This window comes from Sulfitobacter aestuarii (genome assembly GCF_042685005.1).
In the GTDB taxonomy this organism is placed as follows: domain Bacteria; phylum Pseudomonadota; class Alphaproteobacteria; order Rhodobacterales; family Rhodobacteraceae; genus Sulfitobacter; species Sulfitobacter aestuarii.
In genome coordinates, this window is record NZ_JBHUMP010000023.1 from 1 (window position 1) to 21283 (window position 21283).

Annotated in this window: 20 protein-coding genes and 1 pseudogene; 6 read left to right on the forward strand and 15 right to left on the reverse strand. The window is 61.5% G+C overall.

Going from position 1 to position 21283, the window contains the following annotated elements; translation table 11 throughout:
- Positions 1–117 precede the first annotated feature (117 nt).
- From ACFSUD_RS17475 to ACFSUD_RS17500, 6 genes are all read right to left on the reverse strand, one after another.
- On the reverse strand, positions 118–429 hold the full coding sequence (locus ACFSUD_RS17475; RefSeq protein ID WP_386375795.1) for a hypothetical protein: 312 nt from the start codon (positions 427–429) through the stop codon (positions 118–120).
- Positions 430–511: 82 nt separating this feature from the next.
- Positions 512–979 (reverse strand): TRAP transporter large permease subunit, encoded by a 468-nt coding sequence (locus ACFSUD_RS17480; protein ID WP_386375796.1) that lies wholly within the window; start codon positions 977–979, stop codon positions 512–514.
- A gap of 141 nt (positions 980–1120) precedes the next feature.
- On the reverse strand, positions 1121–1819 hold the full coding sequence (locus ACFSUD_RS17485) for an ABC transporter ATP-binding protein (protein ID WP_386375797.1): 699 nt from the start codon (positions 1817–1819) through the stop codon (positions 1121–1123).
- Between the two features lies 1 nt (position 1820).
- Positions 1821–2600 carry an ABC transporter ATP-binding protein gene (locus ACFSUD_RS17490; RefSeq protein ID WP_386375798.1) on the reverse strand — a complete coding sequence of 260 codons (780 nt, stop codon included), beginning with the start codon at positions 2598–2600 and terminating at the stop codon, positions 1821–1823.
- Complete coding sequence (locus ACFSUD_RS17495; protein WP_386375799.1) at positions 2597–3784, reverse strand: branched-chain amino acid ABC transporter permease; 1188 nt, start codon at positions 3782–3784, stop codon at positions 2597–2599. The genes ACFSUD_RS17490 and ACFSUD_RS17495 overlap by 4 nt, the downstream gene beginning before the upstream one ends.
- A 4-nt stretch (positions 3785–3788) precedes the next feature.
- Positions 3789–4706, reverse strand: a complete 918-nt coding sequence (locus ACFSUD_RS17500; RefSeq protein ID WP_386375800.1) for a branched-chain amino acid ABC transporter permease — start codon at positions 4704–4706, stop codon at positions 3789–3791.
- Positions 4707–4967: 261 nt separating this feature from the next.
- On the opposite strand from ACFSUD_RS17500, the gene ACFSUD_RS17505 reads away from it, so the two are divergent.
- The 5 genes from ACFSUD_RS17505 (at position 4968) to ACFSUD_RS17525 (ending at position 10350) form a co-directional block, all read left to right on the forward strand.
- Positions 4968–6107, forward strand: a complete 1140-nt coding sequence (locus ACFSUD_RS17505) for a branched-chain amino acid ABC transporter substrate-binding protein (protein WP_386375801.1) — start codon at positions 4968–4970, stop codon at positions 6105–6107.
- Positions 6108–6367: 260 nt separating this feature from the next.
- Positions 6368–7291 (forward strand): LysR substrate-binding domain-containing protein, encoded by a 924-nt coding sequence (locus ACFSUD_RS17510; protein WP_386375802.1) that lies wholly within the window; start codon positions 6368–6370, stop codon positions 7289–7291.
- Positions 7292–7411: 120 nt separating this feature from the next.
- A complete protein-coding gene (locus tag ACFSUD_RS17515) occupies positions 7412–8590 on the forward strand; it encodes a LysR substrate-binding domain-containing protein (RefSeq protein WP_386375803.1) in 1179 nt (392 codons plus the stop codon).
- Positions 8591–8875: 285 nt separating this feature from the next.
- On the forward strand, positions 8876–9700 hold the full coding sequence (locus ACFSUD_RS17520) for a hypothetical protein (protein ID WP_386375804.1): 825 nt from the start codon (positions 8876–8878) through the stop codon (positions 9698–9700).
- Positions 9701–9729: 29 nt separating this feature from the next.
- Positions 9730–10350 (forward strand): HutD/Ves family protein, encoded by a 621-nt coding sequence (locus ACFSUD_RS17525; RefSeq protein ID WP_386375805.1) that lies wholly within the window; start codon positions 9730–9732, stop codon positions 10348–10350.
- An 89-nt stretch (positions 10351–10439) separates the two neighbouring features.
- Here the strand turns inward: ACFSUD_RS17525 and ACFSUD_RS17530 are convergent, their stop codons facing one another.
- The 4 genes and pseudogenes from ACFSUD_RS17530 to ACFSUD_RS17545 all read right to left on the reverse strand — a co-directional run.
- Positions 10440–11120, reverse strand: coding sequence for a DUF1028 domain-containing protein (locus ACFSUD_RS17530; protein ID WP_386375806.1), 681 nt, complete (start codon positions 11118–11120; stop codon positions 10440–10442).
- A 1-nt stretch (position 11121) separates the two neighbouring features.
- On the reverse strand, positions 11122–11541 hold the full coding sequence (locus ACFSUD_RS17535; RefSeq protein WP_386375807.1) for a RidA family protein: 420 nt from the start codon (positions 11539–11541) through the stop codon (positions 11122–11124).
- A 102-nt stretch (positions 11542–11643) separates the two neighbouring features.
- The gene (locus ACFSUD_RS17540; RefSeq protein ID WP_386375808.1) at positions 11644–13176 is read right to left on the reverse strand and encodes a 4-hydroxyphenylacetate 3-hydroxylase family protein; all 1533 of its coding nucleotides are present in this window, start codon (positions 13174–13176) and stop codon (positions 11644–11646) included.
- Positions 13177–13584: 408 nt separating this feature from the next.
- Positions 13585–14188, reverse strand: a pseudogene (locus tag ACFSUD_RS17545) (IS3 family transposase); the annotation flags it as partial.
- Positions 14189–14507: 319 nt separating this feature from the next.
- On the opposite strand from ACFSUD_RS17545, the gene ACFSUD_RS17550 reads away from it, so the two are divergent.
- Positions 14508–15533: an alpha-hydroxy acid oxidase gene (locus ACFSUD_RS17550; RefSeq protein ID WP_386375809.1), complete on the forward strand. Its 1026-nt coding sequence runs from the start codon at positions 14508–14510 to the stop codon at positions 15531–15533.
- Here ACFSUD_RS17550 and ACFSUD_RS17555 read toward each other — a convergent pair.
- From ACFSUD_RS17555 to ACFSUD_RS17575, 5 genes are read right to left on the reverse strand one after another with little or no spacing between them, the layout of a single operon-like run.
- On the reverse strand, positions 15518–16363 hold the full coding sequence (locus tag ACFSUD_RS17555) for an energy transducer TonB (protein ID WP_386375810.1): 846 nt from the start codon (positions 16361–16363) through the stop codon (positions 15518–15520). The two genes, ACFSUD_RS17550 and ACFSUD_RS17555, sit on opposite strands and share 16 nt — an antisense overlap.
- The gene (locus ACFSUD_RS17560; protein ID WP_386375811.1) at positions 16360–16827 is read right to left on the reverse strand and encodes a biopolymer transporter ExbD; all 468 of its coding nucleotides are present in this window, start codon (positions 16825–16827) and stop codon (positions 16360–16362) included. The genes ACFSUD_RS17555 and ACFSUD_RS17560 overlap by 4 nt, the downstream gene beginning before the upstream one ends.
- Before the next feature lie 5 nt (positions 16828–16832).
- Positions 16833–17666 carry a tonB-system energizer ExbB gene (gene exbB, locus ACFSUD_RS17565; protein ID WP_386375812.1) on the reverse strand — a complete coding sequence of 278 codons (834 nt, stop codon included), beginning with the start codon at positions 17664–17666 and terminating at the stop codon, positions 16833–16835.
- A 3-nt stretch (positions 17667–17669) separates the two neighbouring features.
- Positions 17670–18353, reverse strand: a complete 684-nt coding sequence (locus tag ACFSUD_RS17570; RefSeq protein ID WP_386375813.1) for a Fe2+-dependent dioxygenase — start codon at positions 18351–18353, stop codon at positions 17670–17672.
- A gap of 58 nt (positions 18354–18411) precedes the next feature.
- The gene (locus ACFSUD_RS17575) at positions 18412–20856 is read right to left on the reverse strand and encodes a TonB-dependent receptor (protein ID WP_386375814.1); all 2445 of its coding nucleotides are present in this window, start codon (positions 20854–20856) and stop codon (positions 18412–18414) included.
- Positions 20857–21283 lie beyond the last annotated feature (427 nt).

The window sequence follows — 21283 nt, forward strand, 5'->3', positions numbered from 1 at the left end:
TCTTCCGGTTTACATATCCTCGCGCCGGACATCGCTGCCCCGCGCCTCCTCCGGGGTCAACTTGTCGAACCGCCCGGGACCGCGATAGACCCAGCTTCGGCCGATGCTGGTGGCGAGCTAATCATCCGAGAAATTGCTGCGGATCTCCGCCTGCAAATGGGCGCCGAGCACCATCGCCTTCATTCCGATCAGATAGAGCACGGAAGCCGAAAGCGCCGTAGTAGCTGAGGAACACGAACAGAGTGTTGAGGATTTCCCAGGGGAAGAGCGAACTGCCCGCGCCATGTTGAAGCTCGTGTTGGAACTAATAATCCTGATAATCCCCAGCGCCGCCTCGGCTACGCTCCTGCGGAACGGTTTGGCAATCTTTTCCTCAACCGCTTTGTGCGACAGCTCAGCGTCCACTTGCAGATCGCCGCCAAGTGCCATGTCGGGATTGAGCCGCCCTCCCGACATTAACGCCAATACTGGCCATGTTATCCTCCTCCTTGTTGTTTTCGGTTAAGATGCATCAGCTAATGGCCTCCGGAAGCCACAGGGCGATCTGCGGAAAGATCAGCAGCAGTACAATCATACCCACCAGCGCCAGCAGGAACGGCAGGGCACCGACGATCACGTCAACGATCGACCCTTGTCCTCGTACGCCTTGGATCACATAGAGATTGACCCCGATCGGTGGCGTGATGAGCGCGGTCTCCAGCATCAGCATCATCAGGATACCGAACCAGATCAGATCGAACCCGAGGTCCGCGACGATCGGCGCCAGCAGTGGCGTCGCGATTAGCAACAGCGAGAACGCTTCAATGAAACAGCCCAGCAGCATGAAGGCGAGCACGATCACGACCATGGTCTGCATTGGGCTCAGCCCGAGCCCATTGATGAAGGCGCTGAGCAGATCGGTTAGCCCTACGACGGCCAGCACAAAGTTGAGGAAGATCGCCGCGAAGACGATCAGCATGACCATCGCGGTGGTGCGCATGGTGCTTTCCAGTGGAGCCTTGGGCGGGAATATCGAAGGCGCAGTCCCCGGGCTGACAGACGCAACAAATTCCGCATGCGGGAATGACCTGCATGCAGGGAGTTACTGCCGCAGGCCTGACCGCGCGCCGAAGGCGGCAATTCAGAGATAGAGGTGCCGCACTGTATCGTCTTCCAGGAGCTCGCGGCTGGTACCGGTGGCGGCGATCCGGCCGCGCACCAGCAGGTAGCCGCGATCCGAGACCGACAGAGCGGTTTCGGCATTCTGCTCGATCAGCAGCACCGTCGTGCCAGCGTCGCGGACGCGCTTGACGATCTCGAAATACTCGGCGATCAGCTTCGGTGACAGACCCAGCGAGGGCTCGTCCATGACCACGAATTTCGGCGCGCCGATCAGCGCGCGTGCCAGCGCCACCATCGCCTGTTCACCCCCCGACATGGTGCCCGCGGCCTGCGACAGCCGTTCGCGGATGCGCGGGAACAGCTTTGTCATCTCCTCCAGCCGGGTCTCGAACGGCACAGCGCAGCCCGAAGCGTCATAGCCCAGCTTCAGGTTCTCGCGCACGCTGAGCGAGGGGAACAGACGCCGCCCCTCGGGCACAAACCCGACCCCAAGCGCGGACAGTTTCTCGGTCCCGCGTTTGGCCACGTCGGCGTCAGCCAGCGTGACGCTCCCCCCATCGGTCGCCAGTAGCCCGGCGATCACCTTGAACATCGTGCTTTTCCCAGCACCGTTCGGGCCCAACAGGCTGACGACCTCGCCCTCCCGCACGTCGAGAGACACGTCCTGCAGCATCGGCACCACGCCATAGCTGGAGCTTACATTTGTCAGGTTTAGCATATCACACCTTCTGTCCCAGATAGGCTTCCTGCACGTCGGGCATGCGGCGAATATCCGCGAACTGCCCGTCGGCGATCTTGCGGCCGTAGTCGATCACCACCACCCGGTCCGGCAGGCTCGAGACCAGTCGCATGTCGTGCTCGATGATCAAAAAGGAAATGCCCGCCCGTTCCTGCGTGATCCGGCGCACATCCTCCATCAGCGCATCGGTATCGCGGTCGTCCATCCCCGAGGAGGGCTCGTCCAGCATGATGAGCTTCGGTTCGCTGGCCAGTGCGCGGGCAATCTCGAGCCGTCGTCGGTCGGCCTGCGGCAGCGCCCCGGCCAGCGTGCCGCGCCTTGCATATAGGTCCTTGGAAATCGCATTCAGCAGCGCTCCGGCCTTCTCCGCCGCCGCCTCGAGCTTGCGCTTCGCCCGCCCCGGCATGAGCAGCGCTTCCAGTACCCCGGTATCGGTCCTCGTGTGCATGCCGATAATCACGTTGTCGAGCACGGTCAGGTCGTTGAACAAGCGGCTCGACTGGAAGGTGCGTGCGATGCCCTTCTTGACGATCCGGTGCGCAGGCTGCCCGGCGATACTCTGCCCCTCCAGCAGTACGTCGCCCTCGGTGGCCTGGTAGATACCGGAGATCAGGTTCAGCAAGGTCGACTTGCCTGCCCCGTTCGGCCCGATGATGCCGAGGATTTCCGAGCGCTGCACCGTCAGGCTCACCTTGTCCACCGCGACGAGCCCGCCGAAGCGGATCGACAGGTCGCGGGTTTCCAGCACAGGATCGTTCATCGGTTTTCTCCGTAGTTGCGGGCGCGCTGCGGGAACAGGCCTTGCGGACGCAGGATCAGGAAGGCGATGACCACCACGCCCACGAACAGCAGCCGGTAATCATCGAAGATCCGCAGCTTCTCGGGCAGCAGCGTCAGCAGGAAGGCCCCGACGATCACCCCCAGCGTATTGTCCATGCCGCCGACGATCACCATCGTCATGATAGTGACTGACACCAGGAAGGTGAAATTGTCAGGCGAGATATAGCTGACATAGAAGGCATAGATCGTGCCAGCGAAGGCGGCGAGGAAGGCATCGACCCCGAAAGCCAGCATCTTGTACCAGACCACGTTGATACCCTGGCAGCGCGCCGCGATTTCATCACTGCGCAGCGCGTTCCAGGCCAGCCCGACGCGGCTTTCATGCAGCCATTTCGCCGACAGAATGGTCAGCCCGACCAGCGCCGCCGAGAGGTAGTAGAAATTCGCCTGGCTCGGCAGGCGCAGACCGAAGATCTCGATCGGCGACATGAAGGAATGACCGAAGAGGCTCGGCGCCGGGATTCCGACCAGCCCGTTGGGGCCCCCGGTCCAGTCGAAATTGTTCAGGAGCTGATGCACCACAATACCGAAGGCGATGGTAACAAGCGCGAGGTAGCTTTCACGCGTGCGCATCGAGGGGAAGCCCAGCAGGAAGCCGAAGAGTGTCGCCACCACGGCCGCCACGGGCAGGGTCAGCCAGAAGGAGATGCCAAAGTTGAGCGCCAGCAGCGCTGACGTATAGGCGCCGATCCCGTAAGAGGCGCCGGTGGCGAAATTGGGGATATTGGCACTGCCAAGCTGGAAGTTCAGCGCCAACGCCAGCACCGAGTAGAGCTGTGCAATGATCAGCAGGTGCAGCGCGTAGCTGCTGCCCTGCATGAAGAAGGGAAAGATCAGCACCACCACGATCCCGAGCACCAGTGCGCTGCGGCGATGGGCACGAAAGGCGGAGACGATATATTCCTCCAGCTGCGGACGCAGCTGCAAACCGACGAAGCCAAGCCCCAGCAGCGCCAAAAGCGATACCGTCTCGATGGTGGATTCGGCGAGGATGATCCCGCCCAGGACCGCGGCACCGCCGATGATCAGGCCAATCATCGTCAACAGGCGTAGCGCGGAAGGCATGGCCTGTATGTCACGGGTCGCGTCGGTTACGAGACTCATTTGCTTACACCTTCTCGATAACGGGCTTGCCGAATATGCCCGAGGGTTTCAGGACCAGCACCGCGATCACCAGCAGGAAGACGAAGACCAGCCGGTAAGCGGCACCGTCGGCCAGCGCGACTTGCGCCAGTACGTCGATCCCAGCGATCAGCATACTGCCGAGGATTGCTCCTGGCATAGATCCGAGCCCGCCCAACACCGCTGCGGAAAATCCGATCAGTCCGAGCTGGATGCCGAAATCGAAACGCACGACACCGGCGTAGCTGCCATAGAGCAACCCGCCCACCGCGCCGATCGCCGAGGCAATGAAAAAGGTCACTGCAAAGACCCGGTTGGGGTTGATCGCCATCAGCCGGGCCACGTCGCGATCCTCGGCCACGGCGCGGATCCGCATGCCGATGGGCGTGTGGTGCAGCAGCACGTAGAGCAGCGTCACCAGTGTCACGGTGATCCCCAGCACCGTCAGGGCGAAGACCGAGACCTCGAGGCCGCCAAGCGCAACTTTTCCTTCCGCGATCAGCGGGAAGGGCTTGGGGTTGCTGCCCTGCGGATAGAGCGTGCGCAGCAGCTCTCGCAGCACCGTGCCAAGCGCCACGGTGGCGACCAGCGCCATCATCGCAGGCGAGTTGCGAAATCGCCTGATGACCAGCCAGTCCAGCAGGATGCCCAGCAACCCCGTCGCCAGGATCGCCAGACCAAGCGCCAGAACCCAACCGAAAGCACCCATGCCCGGACCGAACCAGGCGCTGAGCATCTGCACGGCGGCCAGCGCCACAAAGGGCGCCACAATGGACACATCTCCGTGGGAGAAATGGATGACGTTAAGCACCCCGAACAACAGGCTGAAGCCAAGCGCCACCAGCGTGTAGAGTGAGCCCAGCATCAGCCAGTTCATGATGTGTTGTGCGAGTATCGAATCCATGATCTCCCCTTTCGAGACGCGTCTTCTGGGAGCAAGGGATACGGGCGGAGCGGCGTGTTCACCAAGGGTAAACACCGATAACCGGCATACGCGTTTTCTAACCAGCCTATCAGGAAATCCTTCTTTCCCGGCCGCGCCGATTGCGGGCACGGTCGGTGCGCGCTCGTCCCAAAAAAACAGCAAGAGGGCGGCGGAGCGGGCACGATGCCCGTGCCGGACCGCCCGTCAGGACGACAAATCGCAATACCGAAGGGAGTTAGAATGATCTCGATAAAATTCAACCGCAGGAGCCTTCTGGGCACTATGCTCGCGGCCTGCGCCGCGTTTGCCGTCCCGGCCTATGCCGAGGACAAGCCGACCATCAAACTGGGTTTCATTGGCCCGCTCAGCGGCGGCAATGCCGCGCAGGGACTGGGGGCCAAGAACGGCTTCCTTCTGGCCATCGAACAGGCCAACGAAGCGGGGTATCCTTACCAGGTCGAAGGCGTGGTGCTCGATGACGCCTCGGACCCGCAAACCGGCGTCTCTGCGGCGCTGAAGCTGGTCAATGACCCGAATGTGGTGGCCGCCATCGGCCACTGGAACAGCCCGGTGGCGCTGGCCACCACGCCGGTGTTCAGCCGCTTCCAGATGCCCATGATCGTCTGGGGCGCGATCAGCCCCAAGGTCACCGATCAGAACCTGCCGGAAATCACCCGCGTCACCCCGACCCTTCTGGTCGAGAATGATCCGCTGGCGGATTGGGCGGCAAACGATCTGGGCGCGAAAAAGATCGCCGTGATTGGCGATACCAGCGATTACGGCACCGCCAATGCAAACGCTTTTGAGCAGTATTTCACCGAGGATGGCGGCGAAGTCATCGCCAAGGACCTGCTGCCTGTGGGCACCACCGATTTTCGCGCTGTGCTGACCCGGATCAAAGCCGACGCGCCCGATGCCATCTATTTCGGCGGCGTGATCACCGAAGCGGGCATCCTGCGCAAGCAGATGATCGAGCTGGGCCTGGACATCCCGATGTTCGGCATCTCGGGTTTTTACGACCCGGATTTCATCGCCATCGCCGGGGGGGCTGCCGAGGGCACCATGGTCAGCTATCCCGCTTCAGCCTCGAACCCGATCCTCGACAAGTTGATGACAGATTACGCGGCGCGCGGCTTTGAGGAGCCAACCAGCCCCTACACCAAATATGCCTTCGACGCGACCAACATCCTGCTGAAGAACATCCGCGACGTCGGCATTGAGGACAAATCGGCATTGGCGCAGGCGATCCGCGCCACCGAGCATGACGGCGCGCTCGGCAAGACCACGTTCGACGAGACCGGCCAGACCGAACTGCCGGTCGTGATCGACATCAAGATCGTCGAGAACGGTGAATGGGTCACCAAAGGCAAAGGCATGTGACCACCCCCTCCGGAACTGCCCGTGCCCGGTTTGCGGGCACGGGATTCTTCGACGCAGTGAGCAGATTTCGCGCCCGGCGACACGTCGGCAGGATCGTTCTGGCGACGGGACGGATCACCAGGCGGGCGCTGATCCCCGAGAAATTCTTGCGCCAGCTCGCCCCTGCGTGCGCTGGCCCCGCGGGCGCAATAACCCGTGGTGGAAGGCGTGCAACTTCGCTATCCCGCCTCCAAGTGACTTAAGGTAAAGGGGAAACCGGAATGCGTTTTACGCTGCGACAGCTGAGCTACTTCATCGCCGCGGGCGAAACCGGCAGCGTGACGCGCGCCGCCGAACGAGTGAACATCTCGCAGCCCTCGGTCTCTTCGGCGATCTCGCATCTGGAGACCGAGTTCGGAGTGCAGCTTTTCGTGCGCCATCATGCGCAGGGGCTGACCCTGACCACGGCGGGCAAGCGGCTGCTCAAGGCAGCCAAACAATCGCTGCAGAGCGCGCATGACCTCTACGAAGTGGCAAGCGAAAGCAACTCGGCGGTCTCGGGTAGCCTCAATGTCGGCTCGTTCAAGACTTTCGCGCCGCTGATCGTCCCCGAGCTCTGGTGTGGCTTCAAGGGGCTCTATCCCGAAGTCGAGCTGAACGTCACCACCGGCAACGAGGCCGAGATGCTGAGCGGGCTGCGCGCGGCGCAGATCGACACGGCGCTGACCTACCAGATCCACCTGAGCCCGGACATGGCATTTGAGCCGCTGGCGGAGCTGCCGACCTATGCGCTGGTCTCAGCCGATCACAGGCTGGCGCAGCGCGAGTCAGTAACGATCGCGGACATCGCAAGTGAGCCCTTCGTATTGCTGAACCTGCCGCTCAGCGGCCAGTATTTTCTGTCGCTCTTCGAACGCGAGGACCTGCAGCCGCATGTGGTCTGCGAAGTGACGGATTCCGCCACTCTTCGCTCCTACGTTGCCGCCGGGATCGGCGTGTCGCTGATGACGTCGCGCCCGCTCAACAACTACGCTGAAACCGGGCGGCCACTGACATATATCCCGCTTTCCGGCGAATATGACCCGATGGTGATCGGGCTCGCCAGCCTGAAGGAAGTGAGAACCACGCGCGTGGTTCAGGCCTTCCATGAACATTGCAAATCGGTCATCACCACCGGCCATATTCCGGGCATGCAGCACTATTGAACAGGGCACAGCGCGTGCCAAGGAAATCCTGACACCTGGCCACAAGATTTCCGATTTTCACAACGCGCCTGGTTTCGTCACACTGCTCCGCAACCTAGTCGATTCTGGAAAGTGGACGTGATGGACGGAACGAATGACATCCTGCGCAACAGGTTTCTGCAAGGTATGAGCCATGCCGCCTGCACGGTGAACATCGTGACAACCGATGGCCCGGCGGGACGGGCCGGGGTCACGGTTTCGGCAATGGCATCGGTTTCGGCGGATTCGGAAAAACCTACCCTGCTAATCTGCGTACATCATCTCAGCCCGGCGGCAGCGATGATCGTCGAAAATGGGGTGCTTTGCGTGAACGTGCTGCGTGACGACCAGTCCCATATCTCCGACACGTTTGCAGGCCGCTTCAAGGATGAGGTCAACGACAAGTTCGAATGCGCCGACTGGATCCCCAGTGCTTCCGGCGCACCTCAGTTGAGCGATCCGCTTGTAGCCTTCGACTGCACTCTGCTGTCCTCTGAGCAGGTTGGCACGCATCACATATTTCTCTGCGAGGTCCAGGACCTGGCCTTCGCCCGACACGGCTCGCCGCTGATCTATGCCAGGCGCGCCTATGGCACCGCGATGCAGATCGACGGGGTACGCAACTTGAAACACGCGCTGACCGGTAACGGCGTGGCACTGAAGCTGGGCTGTTTCCACGCTGCCGCGCCTTACATCTTGCCGCAGCTGATCGCGCAGATGCCCGGCATCGGTTTACATTTGGTCGAGGGCGACCAGCGCCGATTGTGCCAGGCGCTCTCGACCGGGGAATGTGATCTTGCGCTGATGTATGACATCGACCTGCCCGACGCATTGGAGACTGACCAGGTCACGCGGCTGACACCCTATGTGCTGCTGCCCGACGGTCATCCGTTGGCCAGCCAGACGGAGATACTGCCGCAGGAGCTCGCCGGAGAGCCGATGGTGCTGCTGGAGGGCCAGCCTAGCCGGGACTACTTCACCGGGCTGCTGACCGCCGAGGCCGTGACGCCCAACATCGCCTATCGCTCCACCTCCTTCGAGATGGTGCGCGGGCTGGTCGCACACGGATTGGGCTACGCGCTGCTGGTCACCCAACCAGCTTGTGGCATGAGCTATGACGGGCTGCGCCTCGTCAGTCGGCCTTTGGTCTCATCCGCGGGCGATACTCACCTGGTGTTGGCCCGGCGCAAGGGCGCCGCATTGCCTCCGGTGGCACAGCGTTTTGCCGCGCTCAGCAAGGCGCATTTCAACGAAGCGATGGCATATGATGAGATCGGATAGCGGGCAGGCGAGCGTTCGGCGCCGTCCGTATTTGCACAATCAACTCGCATGAGCGCTTGGGAAAACGAGGGCGCGGCGGCCGTACAATACCCTCGTCTTGGAGTGGCAATGCAAGATCAGCCCGGCCCGCACGCAATCTCCGGGAATGGCGTGGATCCAGCGCTCCGGAAGCTGCAGGACCGGTTGCTTCGCTAAACCTGATGCGCTGCTTCCGAGCATGTTATTTTCCCGATCCGGTTCCGCAGGATAAGGTCAAAAAAACCCGACCCGCGGAAGGAACTTTTGATGATTGAAATGAGAGCCTCGAGTTTCGATCAGAGTATTTCCCCCTGGGAGCCACGCATCTTCAATCATGAGCTGGCGCCCGGCGATCCGCTACGTGGCGGGGTATTGATGCTGGGAAATTTTGACGGCTTTCACCGAGGCCATCGGGCGCTGGCGGCGCAGGCGCGGCGCCTCTCCTGCGGTCGCCCGGTCGGGATGATGTCCTGCGAGCCGCATCCCCGCGCATTCTTCCGTACCGAGCCGGAACCGTTTCGGCTCACCACGCCGGGCAGCAAGGCGCGGATGCTGACAGGCGCCGGAGTGGATTTCGTCTACCAGCCGCACTTTGATGGCGCTTTTGCCGGTCAGACGCCCGAGGAGTTCGTCCAAACGGTGTTGGTAGATGGGCTGGGGGTGTCCCATGTGGTCGTAGGGCCGGATTTCCGCTTTGGCTGCAAACGTGCGGGCGACCTAGCGGCCTTGCGAAAGATGGGGCAGGCGTTCGGCTTCGGTGTCAGCACGGCAGCCAAGCTTGCCTGCAAGGGAAGCGATGTGTCTTCGACCCGCATCCGGAAGCTGATCCGCGCCGGGCAGATGGCGGAGGCGCTGGAGCTTCTGGGCGGTCACTGGATAATCGAGACGACTCGTGGCCCGGATGGTGACCTGCGCATGGAGGCGTCGCTCTGCCAACCCTGCCCCGGCCGCTACCGCGCCCGCGTGTCCGGCCTTGCGCGCTCGCCTCTGGAGATCGGCATCGACATTGAGACGAATGGCGGTGTGCTGCCACGCAGCCCCCTGCAGACGGCAGAGCGCCTCTTTTTCCAGATCACCGGACAGCACGGGTGAGACGGCATTACCCCACCCGGAGAACCTCCATGATCCTATCTGGCGAGACCCCAAAGATGACCATCCGCCCCTACCCCGCCACCGGCTATACCCGGCTGCCTTGGAAAAACGGCAGCGGGCAAACCGACGAGATCTGCCTGCTGCCCGACGGCGCCAGCCGCGCACGGTTCGATATCCGCGTCAGCAGCGCACCAATCACCGCGCCCGGCGGCTTTTCTGCCTTTCCCGGCGTTGACCGGGTCATCACGCTGATCGAAGGCAAGGAGCTGTCGCTGTCATTCGCGGAGGAAACCGTAACGCTAAATCCCTTCGTGCCCTTCGGTTTTGACTCGGGACTCGCGCCGGTCGGCGATCCGCGCGACGGCCCGGTGCGGGTGCTTAATATGATGGCCGACCGCGCCCGCTGGAAAATCGCCGAAACGCGTCTGCTAAAGGGTCCGGCCTGTCTCGACCCCAGCCTGGGGGGTAGTCTCTTCCTCGTCGCCCTTGCGCCTGCAAGCCTCGCCGCAGGGAAGGAGCGGTGCGATCTGGCCGCTTTCGACAGCGCCCTCGTCGAGGGGGCGGCGCAGATCGCCCTGCCAGATGCCGACACCGCCCGGCCCGGCGCCATTGCCTATTTCCTCACTCCTGCGGAGCCACAGCCTGCCTGAGCGCAACTGCCAGCCCTTACACGAATAGGCGCGCCCGTTGGCGCGCGCGCCTCTGCCGGGCGATGGAGCGAGGGGCCGCCCGGCCTTGCTCAGGGATCGCCCGGCACCCCGTAGCTCGGCGCCTCGGTCGGATTCAGCGCACGGCTGACGTAATCGGCCATTTGCGGCTCGTAGGCTGTCCAGAGACCGCGCAGATCGGCGATCGGACAACCCTCGGACCAGTCCACCCGCAGATCGACCAGCGGCCAGGGTGTCTGGTCCGCCACCAGCAGGCAGGCGGAACGCACCGGGCCTTCCTCACCGCCGCCTTCATGCAGACCGGCTTCCAGCGCGCCCAAGAGCCGCGCAGGCAGGGGCAGATCGGCTGTCTCCTCGAAACGGTCTACCATGACCTGCGGCAGCCTGGAGTCGGACAGCAGATTGCCTGCCGCAATCACGCCCGCTCCTTCCGCCACGGCATTTCGTCCCAGCGTGTTCCCGCCGGAAAAGATCGCCGTGGCGCCCTCGTTGTCCACCACGGCTACCTGACGGTAGTCGGGGAATTTCTCCCCCGCCATCACCGCCTCCAACGCGGCCTGCGCCCCGTCGCCCGCGGCGATCCGGTCCAGCACGTCATTGCCTATCGACGGCATGGTGACGTTCTGCGTCGCCACCGCGCCCGTTCCGGCGCGCACCCAGGGGCAGCGGCTGCCCACCGCGATCGAAGAGGTGGTGATCGCTACGCCCAGCTGTCCGGTACGCGCGCAGCGTCCTGTTACGGAAAAAGTCATCTCAGGCCTCGTCGGGAATAACGGCGGTGGCTTCGATCTCCACCACCCATTCCGGGCGTGCCAGCTGAGGCACCACGATACCGGTGGAGCAGGGATGCACCCCCTTCAGCCACTTGCCCATTTCCTGGTAAACCGCCTCGCGGTAGCGAATGTCGGTGACATAGACCACAATACGGCAGATATGCTCCATGCAGCTCCCGGCCTCTTCCAGCAGCATCTTGATGTTTTCCATGGTCTTGGTTGTCTGCGCGGCAGGGTCAGCCACATGCAGGCATTCTCGGGTGTCGAGATCCTGGGACACCTGACCGCGCAGGAAGACGGTGGTGCCACGGGCGACCACGCCCTGGCTGAGATCGTTATCCAGCTTCTGCTCGGGGTAGGTGTCCTTCGTATTGAAGGGACGGATGCGGTGGTGGATCATGGTATCGGTTCCTTGGGATGGGTCCGCTGCCACGTGCGCGAGCAGGGGAAGCATGAAATCTTGGCGCCCGCTCGGCTTCGAGGCCGTGCGGGCGAGATCGGATCACTCCGCCGCGGTACGACTGGCGTCGCTCTTGATGTCGGTGGAGTACCATTTCGAAATCGCCGAATCCCCGGCAGCAAGGGTCTTTCCACCCATGACCCTGTCCGACAGGTCGGCGGAATCCTTGACGAAGGCGAGCGGGCCGTCCCAATCGAAATTGCGGTAGACTGCGGCCAGATGCGCAAAAGGCGGTGACTGGGCAAATAGCTGGAAGGTCAGCCGGTGCCCGGCATAATCCGAATTCAGCATGTCGCGAGCGAAGGCCAGGAGCTTGCGGCGGTCATCGGCCACCCATTCGTCGTTGATCGAATAGTATTTCTCCAGCCAGGGCTTGGTTTCCGGTGCCTCGAATGAGGCCGCGTCCGGCGTGACGCAGATCTGACCGCCGCAGAGCTCGCGGGCGATATGCGTCATCTCGTGCAGCTGGCTGCAGGCATGCACCCGGCCGGTATAGAGCAGCGACTGGTTCGGCATCATCAGCCCCGCCGGGGATGTCTCGCCCAGGGTGATGGCGGCGGTCAGATGCGCGTTGATTCCCTCGCGGTAGACCGCCAGCTTGGCCAGCTTCTCCTGCACCGCCTGCTGGTTTTCCAGCCCGGTCTGACGAACGTTGAACAAGGCCGCGCCGATCATCATGTCCGCGACCTTGAGGTTGCGCTGCACAAAGGCGAAGGCCGAGTAGCGGTGCAGCGTCGCGCGGATGAAGGTCGCCGCCTTTGTGTGGCGGTAAAACAGTACGTTCTCCCAAGGGATCAGCACATTGTCGAAGATGACGATCGTGTCGACCTCGTCGAACTTGTTGGCCAGCGGGTAGTCGCGCGGATCGGCGCGCCCGGCAAAGCCGGTGCGGCAGATGAATTTCAGGTTCGGCGAGTTCAGGTCGCAGATGAACCCCACCGCGTAGTCCGACATCTCGGCATTGCCCCAATTGGCGATGGTCGGCTTGGTGAAGGCCTGGTTGGCATAGGCCGCGGCGGTCTCGTATTTGGCGCCGCGCACCACGATGCCCGCGTCGGTCTCCTTGACCACATGCAGCAGCATGTCCGGGTCCTGGTCCTGGGGCGCCTTGGAGCGGTCGCCCTTAGGGTCGGTATTGGCCGAGACATGGAACGGATCTTCCTTGAGCACCCGGAAGATGTGGTTCTCGATATTCTTGGAGAATTGCGGGTCGACCTCGTTCAGCACGTCCTGCCCGTCATAGAGCGACCACATCTCGCCCACGGTCTCGTCGCCTACGCGGGTAACGACGCCGCCGATCTCGTTCATCATGTGATCGGTGGCGCGCCGCTTGGCCCACCAATCTTCCTGGCTGTAGGGCAAGGCGTTACCGAGCGCGTTAACTTCGCCATCCTGGGTCACGGTCATGACCTCGCGGTGCGCCGTCTCGTGCTGCATGTCATAGATGCGGGCGCGAACATCCACCAGAGGCTTGAATTGCGGATGCGTAGTGACATCCTTGACCTTCTCACCGTTGACATAAACCTCGCGGTTGCCGCGGATCGAGTCGCGGTATTGTTCACCTGTCCTGATCATCCGTTCATCCTTTTTCATTCTTGGCCCGGTGCGCCTCGCACGACCGGCAAATCCTCGTTGAATTTTGGATAGCAGCGGCGCGACGCACGCGAAAATATGCATTCCTGTGCCCTTGGAATGGAAAAACTGATCCATTCCCGGTCGCTCTATAAAATGTAGGGGCGGACCGATAATGTCACTTTAAGTCGACTATTTGCAAATTGGGGTGCCTGTCGTTCAACAAGCGACATTCCTCGCGGCTTTCCGAGCTATGCTGGGAAATGGGTGACGGGGTTTGAGAAGACGGCGTATTGTGGCGTGTGTCCAAGCCTGCCAGAAGTTCCAAGAGGAACGATACACCGTGGAGAAGAGTACAGAAATCATCGCCCTTCGTCAGCCGAAAACTGTGGATGATCCGTTGACCGAGATCGCGATCGACGTGTCCGGGATCGCCGCGAGGCATTTCCGGGTTACATCGTCGACAACGTTCAGGGGCAAGCTATTGTGCGCCATTGGTGCAAGAACAATAGCGAGCGAACCGTCGGCCACAGGCGAGCTGGTCATGCACGAAATCCAGCGACCACCGGGCGTTTTCGCGTGCCTCGACAGGATCGGCGCCCGGGTTCCCACAGCCTTGCGCCTGGCGCGGCGTTTGCGCATCATGAGCCCTTCATCGCGATACAGCCGATAGATGCGGTTGATGCCTGAAATCTCACCTTCGCGGCACAGCAGTATGAAAACGCGGCGATAGCCAAACCGGCGCCGTTCATCCACCAGATCGCGCAGCCGCTGGCGCTGCTCGGTCTCGGGCGGACTTATGGACTGGTAGCGGATCAACATGCGATCTACTCCAACGAGGCAGCAGGCCCGCCGCTCCGACAGGTACAGCTTAGCCCGCAGGTGCGCGACAGCTTCGCGCTTCACGGCGGGCCTTACCATTTTTTGCCAGTGGTTCCTTCATGGCCGCTGCGTCCAGCATCTGCTCGGCCAGCAGCTTCTTGAGCTTTGCGTTCTCATCCTCGAGCGCCTTCAAAAATCTCTTGGAAGGCCAGTAACTTAGCTTACATTACCGCCACCCGAGCCAACACTCAGCGAAAAAGACATTCCTCACGATAGGATAGCCATTCATTAAATTGAAGGCCTCTTGTCTTTGCGTCGAGGTGATGCACAAAATGTGCATACACCGTTCAGGGTAAAAGCGGTAAAGGCCTCCTGAAGACAGTAGAGATCTCCTTGCTTACCAAGAGGGGTTCGCTGCCCGAACACAGAACACTGGATCGAATTGTACATTGCCTGAACCTGACCAACTACCCCGAACATTAGGTGAGTACTTCCATCGTGCGCGCCAGAGCATGAGCCCGCGTAACCACGCCTACTTTCTGGCCGGTGCCGGTGATGAGCAGACAAGTGCCGTTAATGAAAGCGCCTTTCGTCAGGCTCATGTCACGCCGCGGATGCTGCGCGATCTACGGGGCGGCACGCCAGAAACGACGGTGCTCGGACAAAAGCTTGCCGCGCCCTTTTTGATCGCGCCTTTTGCCTATCACCGCCTGCTACATCAACCGGGCGAAACTGCGACGGCCCGCGGTGCGGAGGCACAATCCATCAAGATGGTGCTGAGCGCGCAGAGCAGCGAACCGCTCGACGAGGTGCGCGCCGTTGGCCCCGGCAGTGACTGGTTCCAACTGCACTGGATGGGCAGCAGGCAGGCCACGCTGGAGCTTGCCCAGATGGCACTGGCCGCGGGGTTTACCACATTCGTCCTGACCATCGACGCGCCGGTGCAAGGGGTGCGAGACCGCGAGATCGAAGCCGGGTTTCGCCTGCCTCCCGATGTCAGCGCGGTCAATCTCGCAAAGTTCGCGTCGCCGTCATTCTCGCCGCGTGATGACGCGCAATCGGTTATCTTCGACCATGTCGCGCAGATTTTGCCCACCTGGGCTGATGTTGCCTGGCTCATTGAAACGTTTCAGGCGCCAGTCCTGCTGAAAGGCATCCTGCACCCTGAAGATGCGGCGCAAGCACAAAGGATCGGCGCGGCGGGAATAATCGTGTCAAACCACGGTGGCCGCGTGCTGGACCGTGCGTCGGCGACGCTGAGCGCCCTCCCCCCGATTGTCGAAAGGCTCGGCCCCGGCTACCCAGTCCTGATGGATGGCGGGATCCGCCGGGGCGTCGATATCCTTATCGCGCTGGCATTGGGGGCAAAAGCGGTTTTGATCGGACGCCCCATCGCCTGCGGTCTGGCCGTTGCGGGGGATCTGGGGGTGAGCCATGTGCTGCGCCTACTAAGCGACGAATTTGAGATCGCGATGCTTCTGAGCGGATGCGCGACGGTGCAAGACATCCGTCGCGATCTGGTTTACCTGAAACTGTAGCGCAGCGGAATGATGAGGGTAAATTCCTCGCCAGTCAGATAATTTGGCGGCGTTGGCATCTTTTCCAGTTTCTTGACGGTCTGCACCGCGGCCTCGTCAAGGATCGCCGAGCCGGAGCTTCGCGCTACCTCCACCGTCGTCAGTGTCCCATAGCGATCCAGCGTAAAGCGCACCTGCACTTCGCCTTCGATCCTATCGCTGCGCGCCTTGGCTGGATAGGTCTTGGCACCGCTGATCAACAGCACGATGCTTTTCTGCCAGTCGCGGATTTCCTCCGTCTGTTCGGCGGTCAGGCCCTCGCTTTCCGCCTTGGCGGTTTCTGCTTCGGTCTCGGCCTCCACCCCGGCGACGGATTGTTCGGAGGCTTGGCGATCTTCGGCCCCAACTTGGCTTTCCGCATCAATCTGCTTGGGGTCCTGCTCTGTGGCGATCTCCTCGGCTACTTCTTCGGTTTCTGCGTCCGGTTCTGGAGCGGCGACGCCAAACTTCAGGCTGTCATCCTCAACGTCATACGGGATCTGGCTGAGTATCGGCTGTTCGGCGGCTTTCATGGCATCCAGAACCGCGGGGCTTTCGGTGACGGTCGGCGCTTCTTGGGTTTCGGTCTGCGCCACGCTGTCTTCCTGCAGAGCCGAAGGCGCCGCGATGATGTCGGAGAGATCAAACATCATCGCTCCGGTGATGCCCTCCGCCTCCGGATCAGCCGGTTTGGTTTCCGCTTCCTGATCCAAGAGCAGGACGGGAAGCCCAGCGTGCAGGGCACCGCTCACAACAATCGCGGCACACCAGAAAACAGGCAGCATACCGCGCGAAGTATAGGTCAGGCTCATTGTGCCGCATCCGTCGCTCGCGCGCCCGCATCGCCCGCTTCGGCCACGCTTTCCTCCAGACCCACCAGCCCCACCTTCAGAAACCCGTCGGCGCGCAGGATGTTCATCACCCGCATGAATTCCCCATAGGGCACCGATTTGTCGGCCCGGATGTAGATGCGCGTGTCGCGCTTTTGCAGGGTTGCGATTCCAACATCGATATAGAGCCGCTCGTGGGTAGTCTCAGTCTCGCCGACCGCCAGCCCGAGGTGTTCGGTAATGGTTATGAAAACCGGTTCGGCGGGCCGTTCCGGTGCCTCGGCCTCTGCCACAGGCAGTTCTACCGGAATGTCGACCGTCGACAGGGGGGCCGCGATCATAAAGATGATCAGCAGCACCAGCATCACGTCGATGAAGGGGGTGACGTTGATGTCACTGTTTTCGCTGAGATCGCCGTCGTCGTCACCGCGCAAACGTGCCGCCATGCTGCCTACTCCGCCGCCGGTGCCGAAACGGCGCCTAGCTGAAATGCGGGCAGGGCCTCCGCCGCTTCCTGCGCGGCTAGGTCCAGATCGCGCGACAGGGTCCGCTCAACCAGCGCGCCTGCATCCGCCAGCATGACCTTGTAGCCGCCCAGACTTCGCGCGAGAATGTTGTAGAAGATCACTGCGGGAATGGCTGCAACAAGGCCGATCGCCGTCGCCAACAGCGCCTCGGCAATGCCGGGAGCGACGATCGCCAGATTGGTGGTGTTGCTCTCCGAGATCGAGATGAAGCTGTTCATGATCCCCCAGACGGTGCCGAAAAGGCCCACAAAGGGCGCGGTCGACCCGACATTGGCCAAAATTCCTGCCCCCAGCCCCATGCGGCGCGCGGCTCCTGCTTCGATCCGCGCGATTTCTGATTCCGCACGCTCCTTGATACCGGCCTTCTGCCGGGCCCCCTCGCCGGAGGCTGCGCGCTCACGCTCGGCGGCCCGCATCATCTGCCCCACCACGCCCTCGCGCTTGGCAAAGAGCGCGCTGGCCGCGATCAGCGATCCCGCGCGGTCCAGATCGCGATAGCGGCGGCGCAGGGTGTGCCGCTCCCACCGCAGGATCATGATCCGCGCCACAAAGATCACCCAAACGAGGACGGAGGCAAAGAGCAGCGACAGCATAACACCTTTGACGACCCAGTCCGCCGCCATGAACATGCCAAGCGGCGACATCTCGTCATACTCCGCCTGTTCTAGCATCACGGTGAGCGCCTGTACATCGAAGGCAAAGGCAGGGGCCGCGGCGATACAAAGGGCCGCGGCAGGAATAATTGGGAATAGTTTCATCGTTCAGGTTTCGGCCCATGTGCGGATAAGGTTGTGGTAGATGCCGGTAAGACGCACCGTTTCGGGATCATTTGCTCCAAGGCTTCCACTCAGGGATTGAATGGATTGGTCCAAATCAAACAGAATGCGGCGTTGCGTATGTGTGCGGATCATGCTTTGGAGCCAGAAAAAGGATGAGACCCGCGCGCCGCGCGTCACGGGTGTCACCTGATGCAGGCTGGTGGCGGGATATAGGATCATATCCCCCGCTGGTAGTTTGACACTTTGGTGGCCGTAGTGATCTTCGATCAGCAGTTCGCCTCCGCTGTAGTCTTCCGGCTCGCTGAGAAACAACGTCATCGACAGGTCCGTGCGCAGCCGTTCCTGCGTCAGCGGGTTCACCCGAATGGCATTGTCGATATGCGCCCCAAAGGCCTCGGCCTGCTCATATTTATTGAACATCGGCGGCAAAATCCGCGCAGGCAGCGCGGCAGAAAGAAACAGCGGATCGGCGGTGAGTTTCTGCAAAATGAACTTGCCCAGCGTCTGGGCTGCCTCGGAGGTGGGTGGCAGTTGCTGATTGCGTTTGACCTCTCGCGACTGAGGACCGGCGGTGGTTGCCCCGTCTTCCCAGGCTGCCGCGTCGAGATGCGCGCGAACCTGCGCGACCTCGTCTTTGGTCAGGATCGAGGGGATCGTAATCAGCATAATTTACCTCTTGGTCTTGGCGGGCAGCCCGAGGGCTGCCCGCGCTGATTGCTCAGGCTTAGAACTTCATTTCCAAAGAGACGGAAACCTCACGGCCCGGCGCGACATAGGTGAAGGGCGTGCCAGAGCGATAGGCCGCGTCATAGACCTTTTCATCCGCGACATTGGTGATGCCCATCTTCAGCATGGTGTTGTCGGCGACTTCGTATTCACCCAGCAGATCTAAGGTAAAGGCATCGGGAATGGACCGGCCATTCGCGGCCACGCTGCCAAGATCAATCTCGCTCTGATAGTTCACGCGACCGCCGAGCATCAGCCGGTCCGTGACCTGATAGGTCGCCAAAAGATTGAACTGCTCATGCGCAACATTCGCCACGGGCAAACCGATATTGTCGCTATCCGCGCTCTCAAGCACCTTGCTGTCCATAAAATTGGCACCGCCAAAGAGGCTCAAGCGTCCGGTCACCTTCCCGGCAACGCCCAGTTCCAGCCCGCGGATGCGGTATTTCAACGTGTCAGTGGTGACAGTGGCACCGCGCGGCCCAATATCTTCACGGGCCTGATCCTTGGTCGTCTGATATAGCGCTGCGGTAAAGAGTAGGTTCGGCGTAAAGCTGTACTTCGCCCCGATCTCGAGCGAGGTGTTCTCTTCGGGTGCAAGCCCCGCGCCGTTGTCATCCAGCCCGCCGTAGAAACCGCCTCCAGCCTCCAATTCCTGCCCCGCCGGGTTGGTCGAGGTGGCCGCTGCCGCATAGAGGTTCAGTTGGTCGCTGAAGGCGTAGGTCGCGCCGAGGTTCCAGTTCAGCATGACGTCATCGCGTGACAGGGTATAGGCGTCTTCACCCGAGCCGCCAGTGCGAGAGATGTCATACATGTCGACCCGCAGCCCGCCGCGGACCTTCCAGTGGTCGGACAGCGTGACAGTGTCGAGCGCATAGAGCGAGGTGGTCTTGACCGTCGTTTCTGTGAGCTCAGTACCCAACACGGGTTGCTCACCGCTCCAGCAGCCTTCCGCGGTGGGGTCGGGATTGACCGCCTCGACCACGCAGCCGCGCTGCCCGTCGGGCGGCAAATAGTCTTCGCTGCTCAGGTTAGAATAGCTCAGCCTTTCAATCTCTTCGCGCGAAGTTGCAAAGCCCAACACATAGGAGTGGGAAGCCCCGGCGAATTGGGCGTCACCGCTCAGTTCAAGCACATTGGCCAGCACATCGGTCTGTTGGTTCCAGCTTTTGAAGCTCAGACCAACCTGCCAATCCTCGGGATTGGCGGAACCGTTGTCGATCAGGCTGCTCGGCGCGGTCAGCACATAGTCGTTTTTCGACCGCGACGCGCGGAACGTGTTAGTTAGCGTCATGCCGTTGTCAAAGGCATAGCTGGCTTTTGCCGTGGCCACTGTTTCTTCGACGATCTGGAAATCGCGGCCCGGCACCCCGTAGAAGGTCTCGCGGTCGATCCCGAATTCGAGGACCGGCCCTACCAGGCCCAAATCTTCGTTGTTGACGTAAGGCACCCCCCAATCCGGGGTCTGCTCGATCTTGGTATAGCTCAGGTTGCCTTCAAGCGTTAGCGCGTCGGTCGCTAAAAACTTTAGCGCCAACGCGGCGCCATTGCGGTCATCGGTGACCACATCGCGCCCGGCCACTTCGCCATCTTGCAACATGCCGTTGAAACGCAATTGCAGCCGGTCGCCGATCACTTTGTTCGTGTCGATAGTCTGACGGACGGTCGAGGCATCGGTGACCGTGGTCAATGTCTTGGTGAAATCAATATCCTGCGGGCTTTTGGAAATCAGATCAATCGCGCCGCCCGTGGTGCCACGCCCACCAACCGTGCCAGCCGGGCCTTTGGTGACTTCGACCTGTTCGGTGTTGAAGGTCTCGGCGACGCCGGTGCCGGGGCTGCGGATGCCGTCGGTATAGGTGTCATTGTTCGCCTTGAACCCGCGAATATAGATGTTGTCGCCAAAGGAATTCCCGCCCTCCCCAAACCCAAGCGAAATGCCCGGAGTTGAGCGGGCCAGTTCCCGCACGCTGGTCGTCCCGGTGGTTTCCAGGACCTCCTGGGTGATGGCCGTCACCGTGCGCGGAATGTCTTTGAGCGGTCCGGGCATGCGGCTGTTAGCCAGCGTATTGGCTTTGAAGGGTGCGTCCTGATCGGCGTAGGAGCTGCCGCCCGCGGCCGCTTTAGCCGCGGCCTGAGCTTGTGCTGCGGCCAGTTCTTGGGCTTGACGTTCGGCGGCTTCCTCAGCGGCACAAACCGGTGTCCCTGCCAAGGCTGGCGTGCAGACCGCCGGTGGCTTAGCCAAGCGGCGTGGCGCAGGCTGGGCTCTGCGCGGGGCTGATTGCGTTGCGGGCTGCGGTGACGGCTCTTCCGTCGTTTCCACCTCGACAGTCGGCAGAAGGATCAAACCGCTGTCCTGAGCCGCAGCGGTGGAGGTCATGCAGGCCATTGCCAATGAGGCGCCAAAGCCTCCGACCATCAGGGTAGAGTTTCTTTGGATCATGGTGGTGCAGCCTCGGGTTTCGGATGGTCGACGCATAAGTCCCTCGCGATAAATTTTTGGCTGACCACACGGGGGGCGGGCTGGCTAATTCGATGAATCACCGATTAACCTGACTGTTTTGGTAAGTAAAGATATCATCTTATTAAAACAGTCAGGTTACGGGATGCCCATTTAACGTATGCATTATTCTTTTTCGTCGTCGTTGCAGCCTTCCTTCAGATGATCCGGGTCGGGAATACTTTGTGAACTTCGCCTCCGCCGCCGCCGGACACCGTAGCAGCGGAACGGCCGATCTTCGCTTCTGGTCCGATGGCGATAATCAACGGCGCCTCCGCGGGCAACGTGGTCGCCACAGGGGATCATGTGCCGCAGGACCATCTACTGCGGTCGATTGATCGGTTCGTTGATGTCAATGGCATTCGCGACT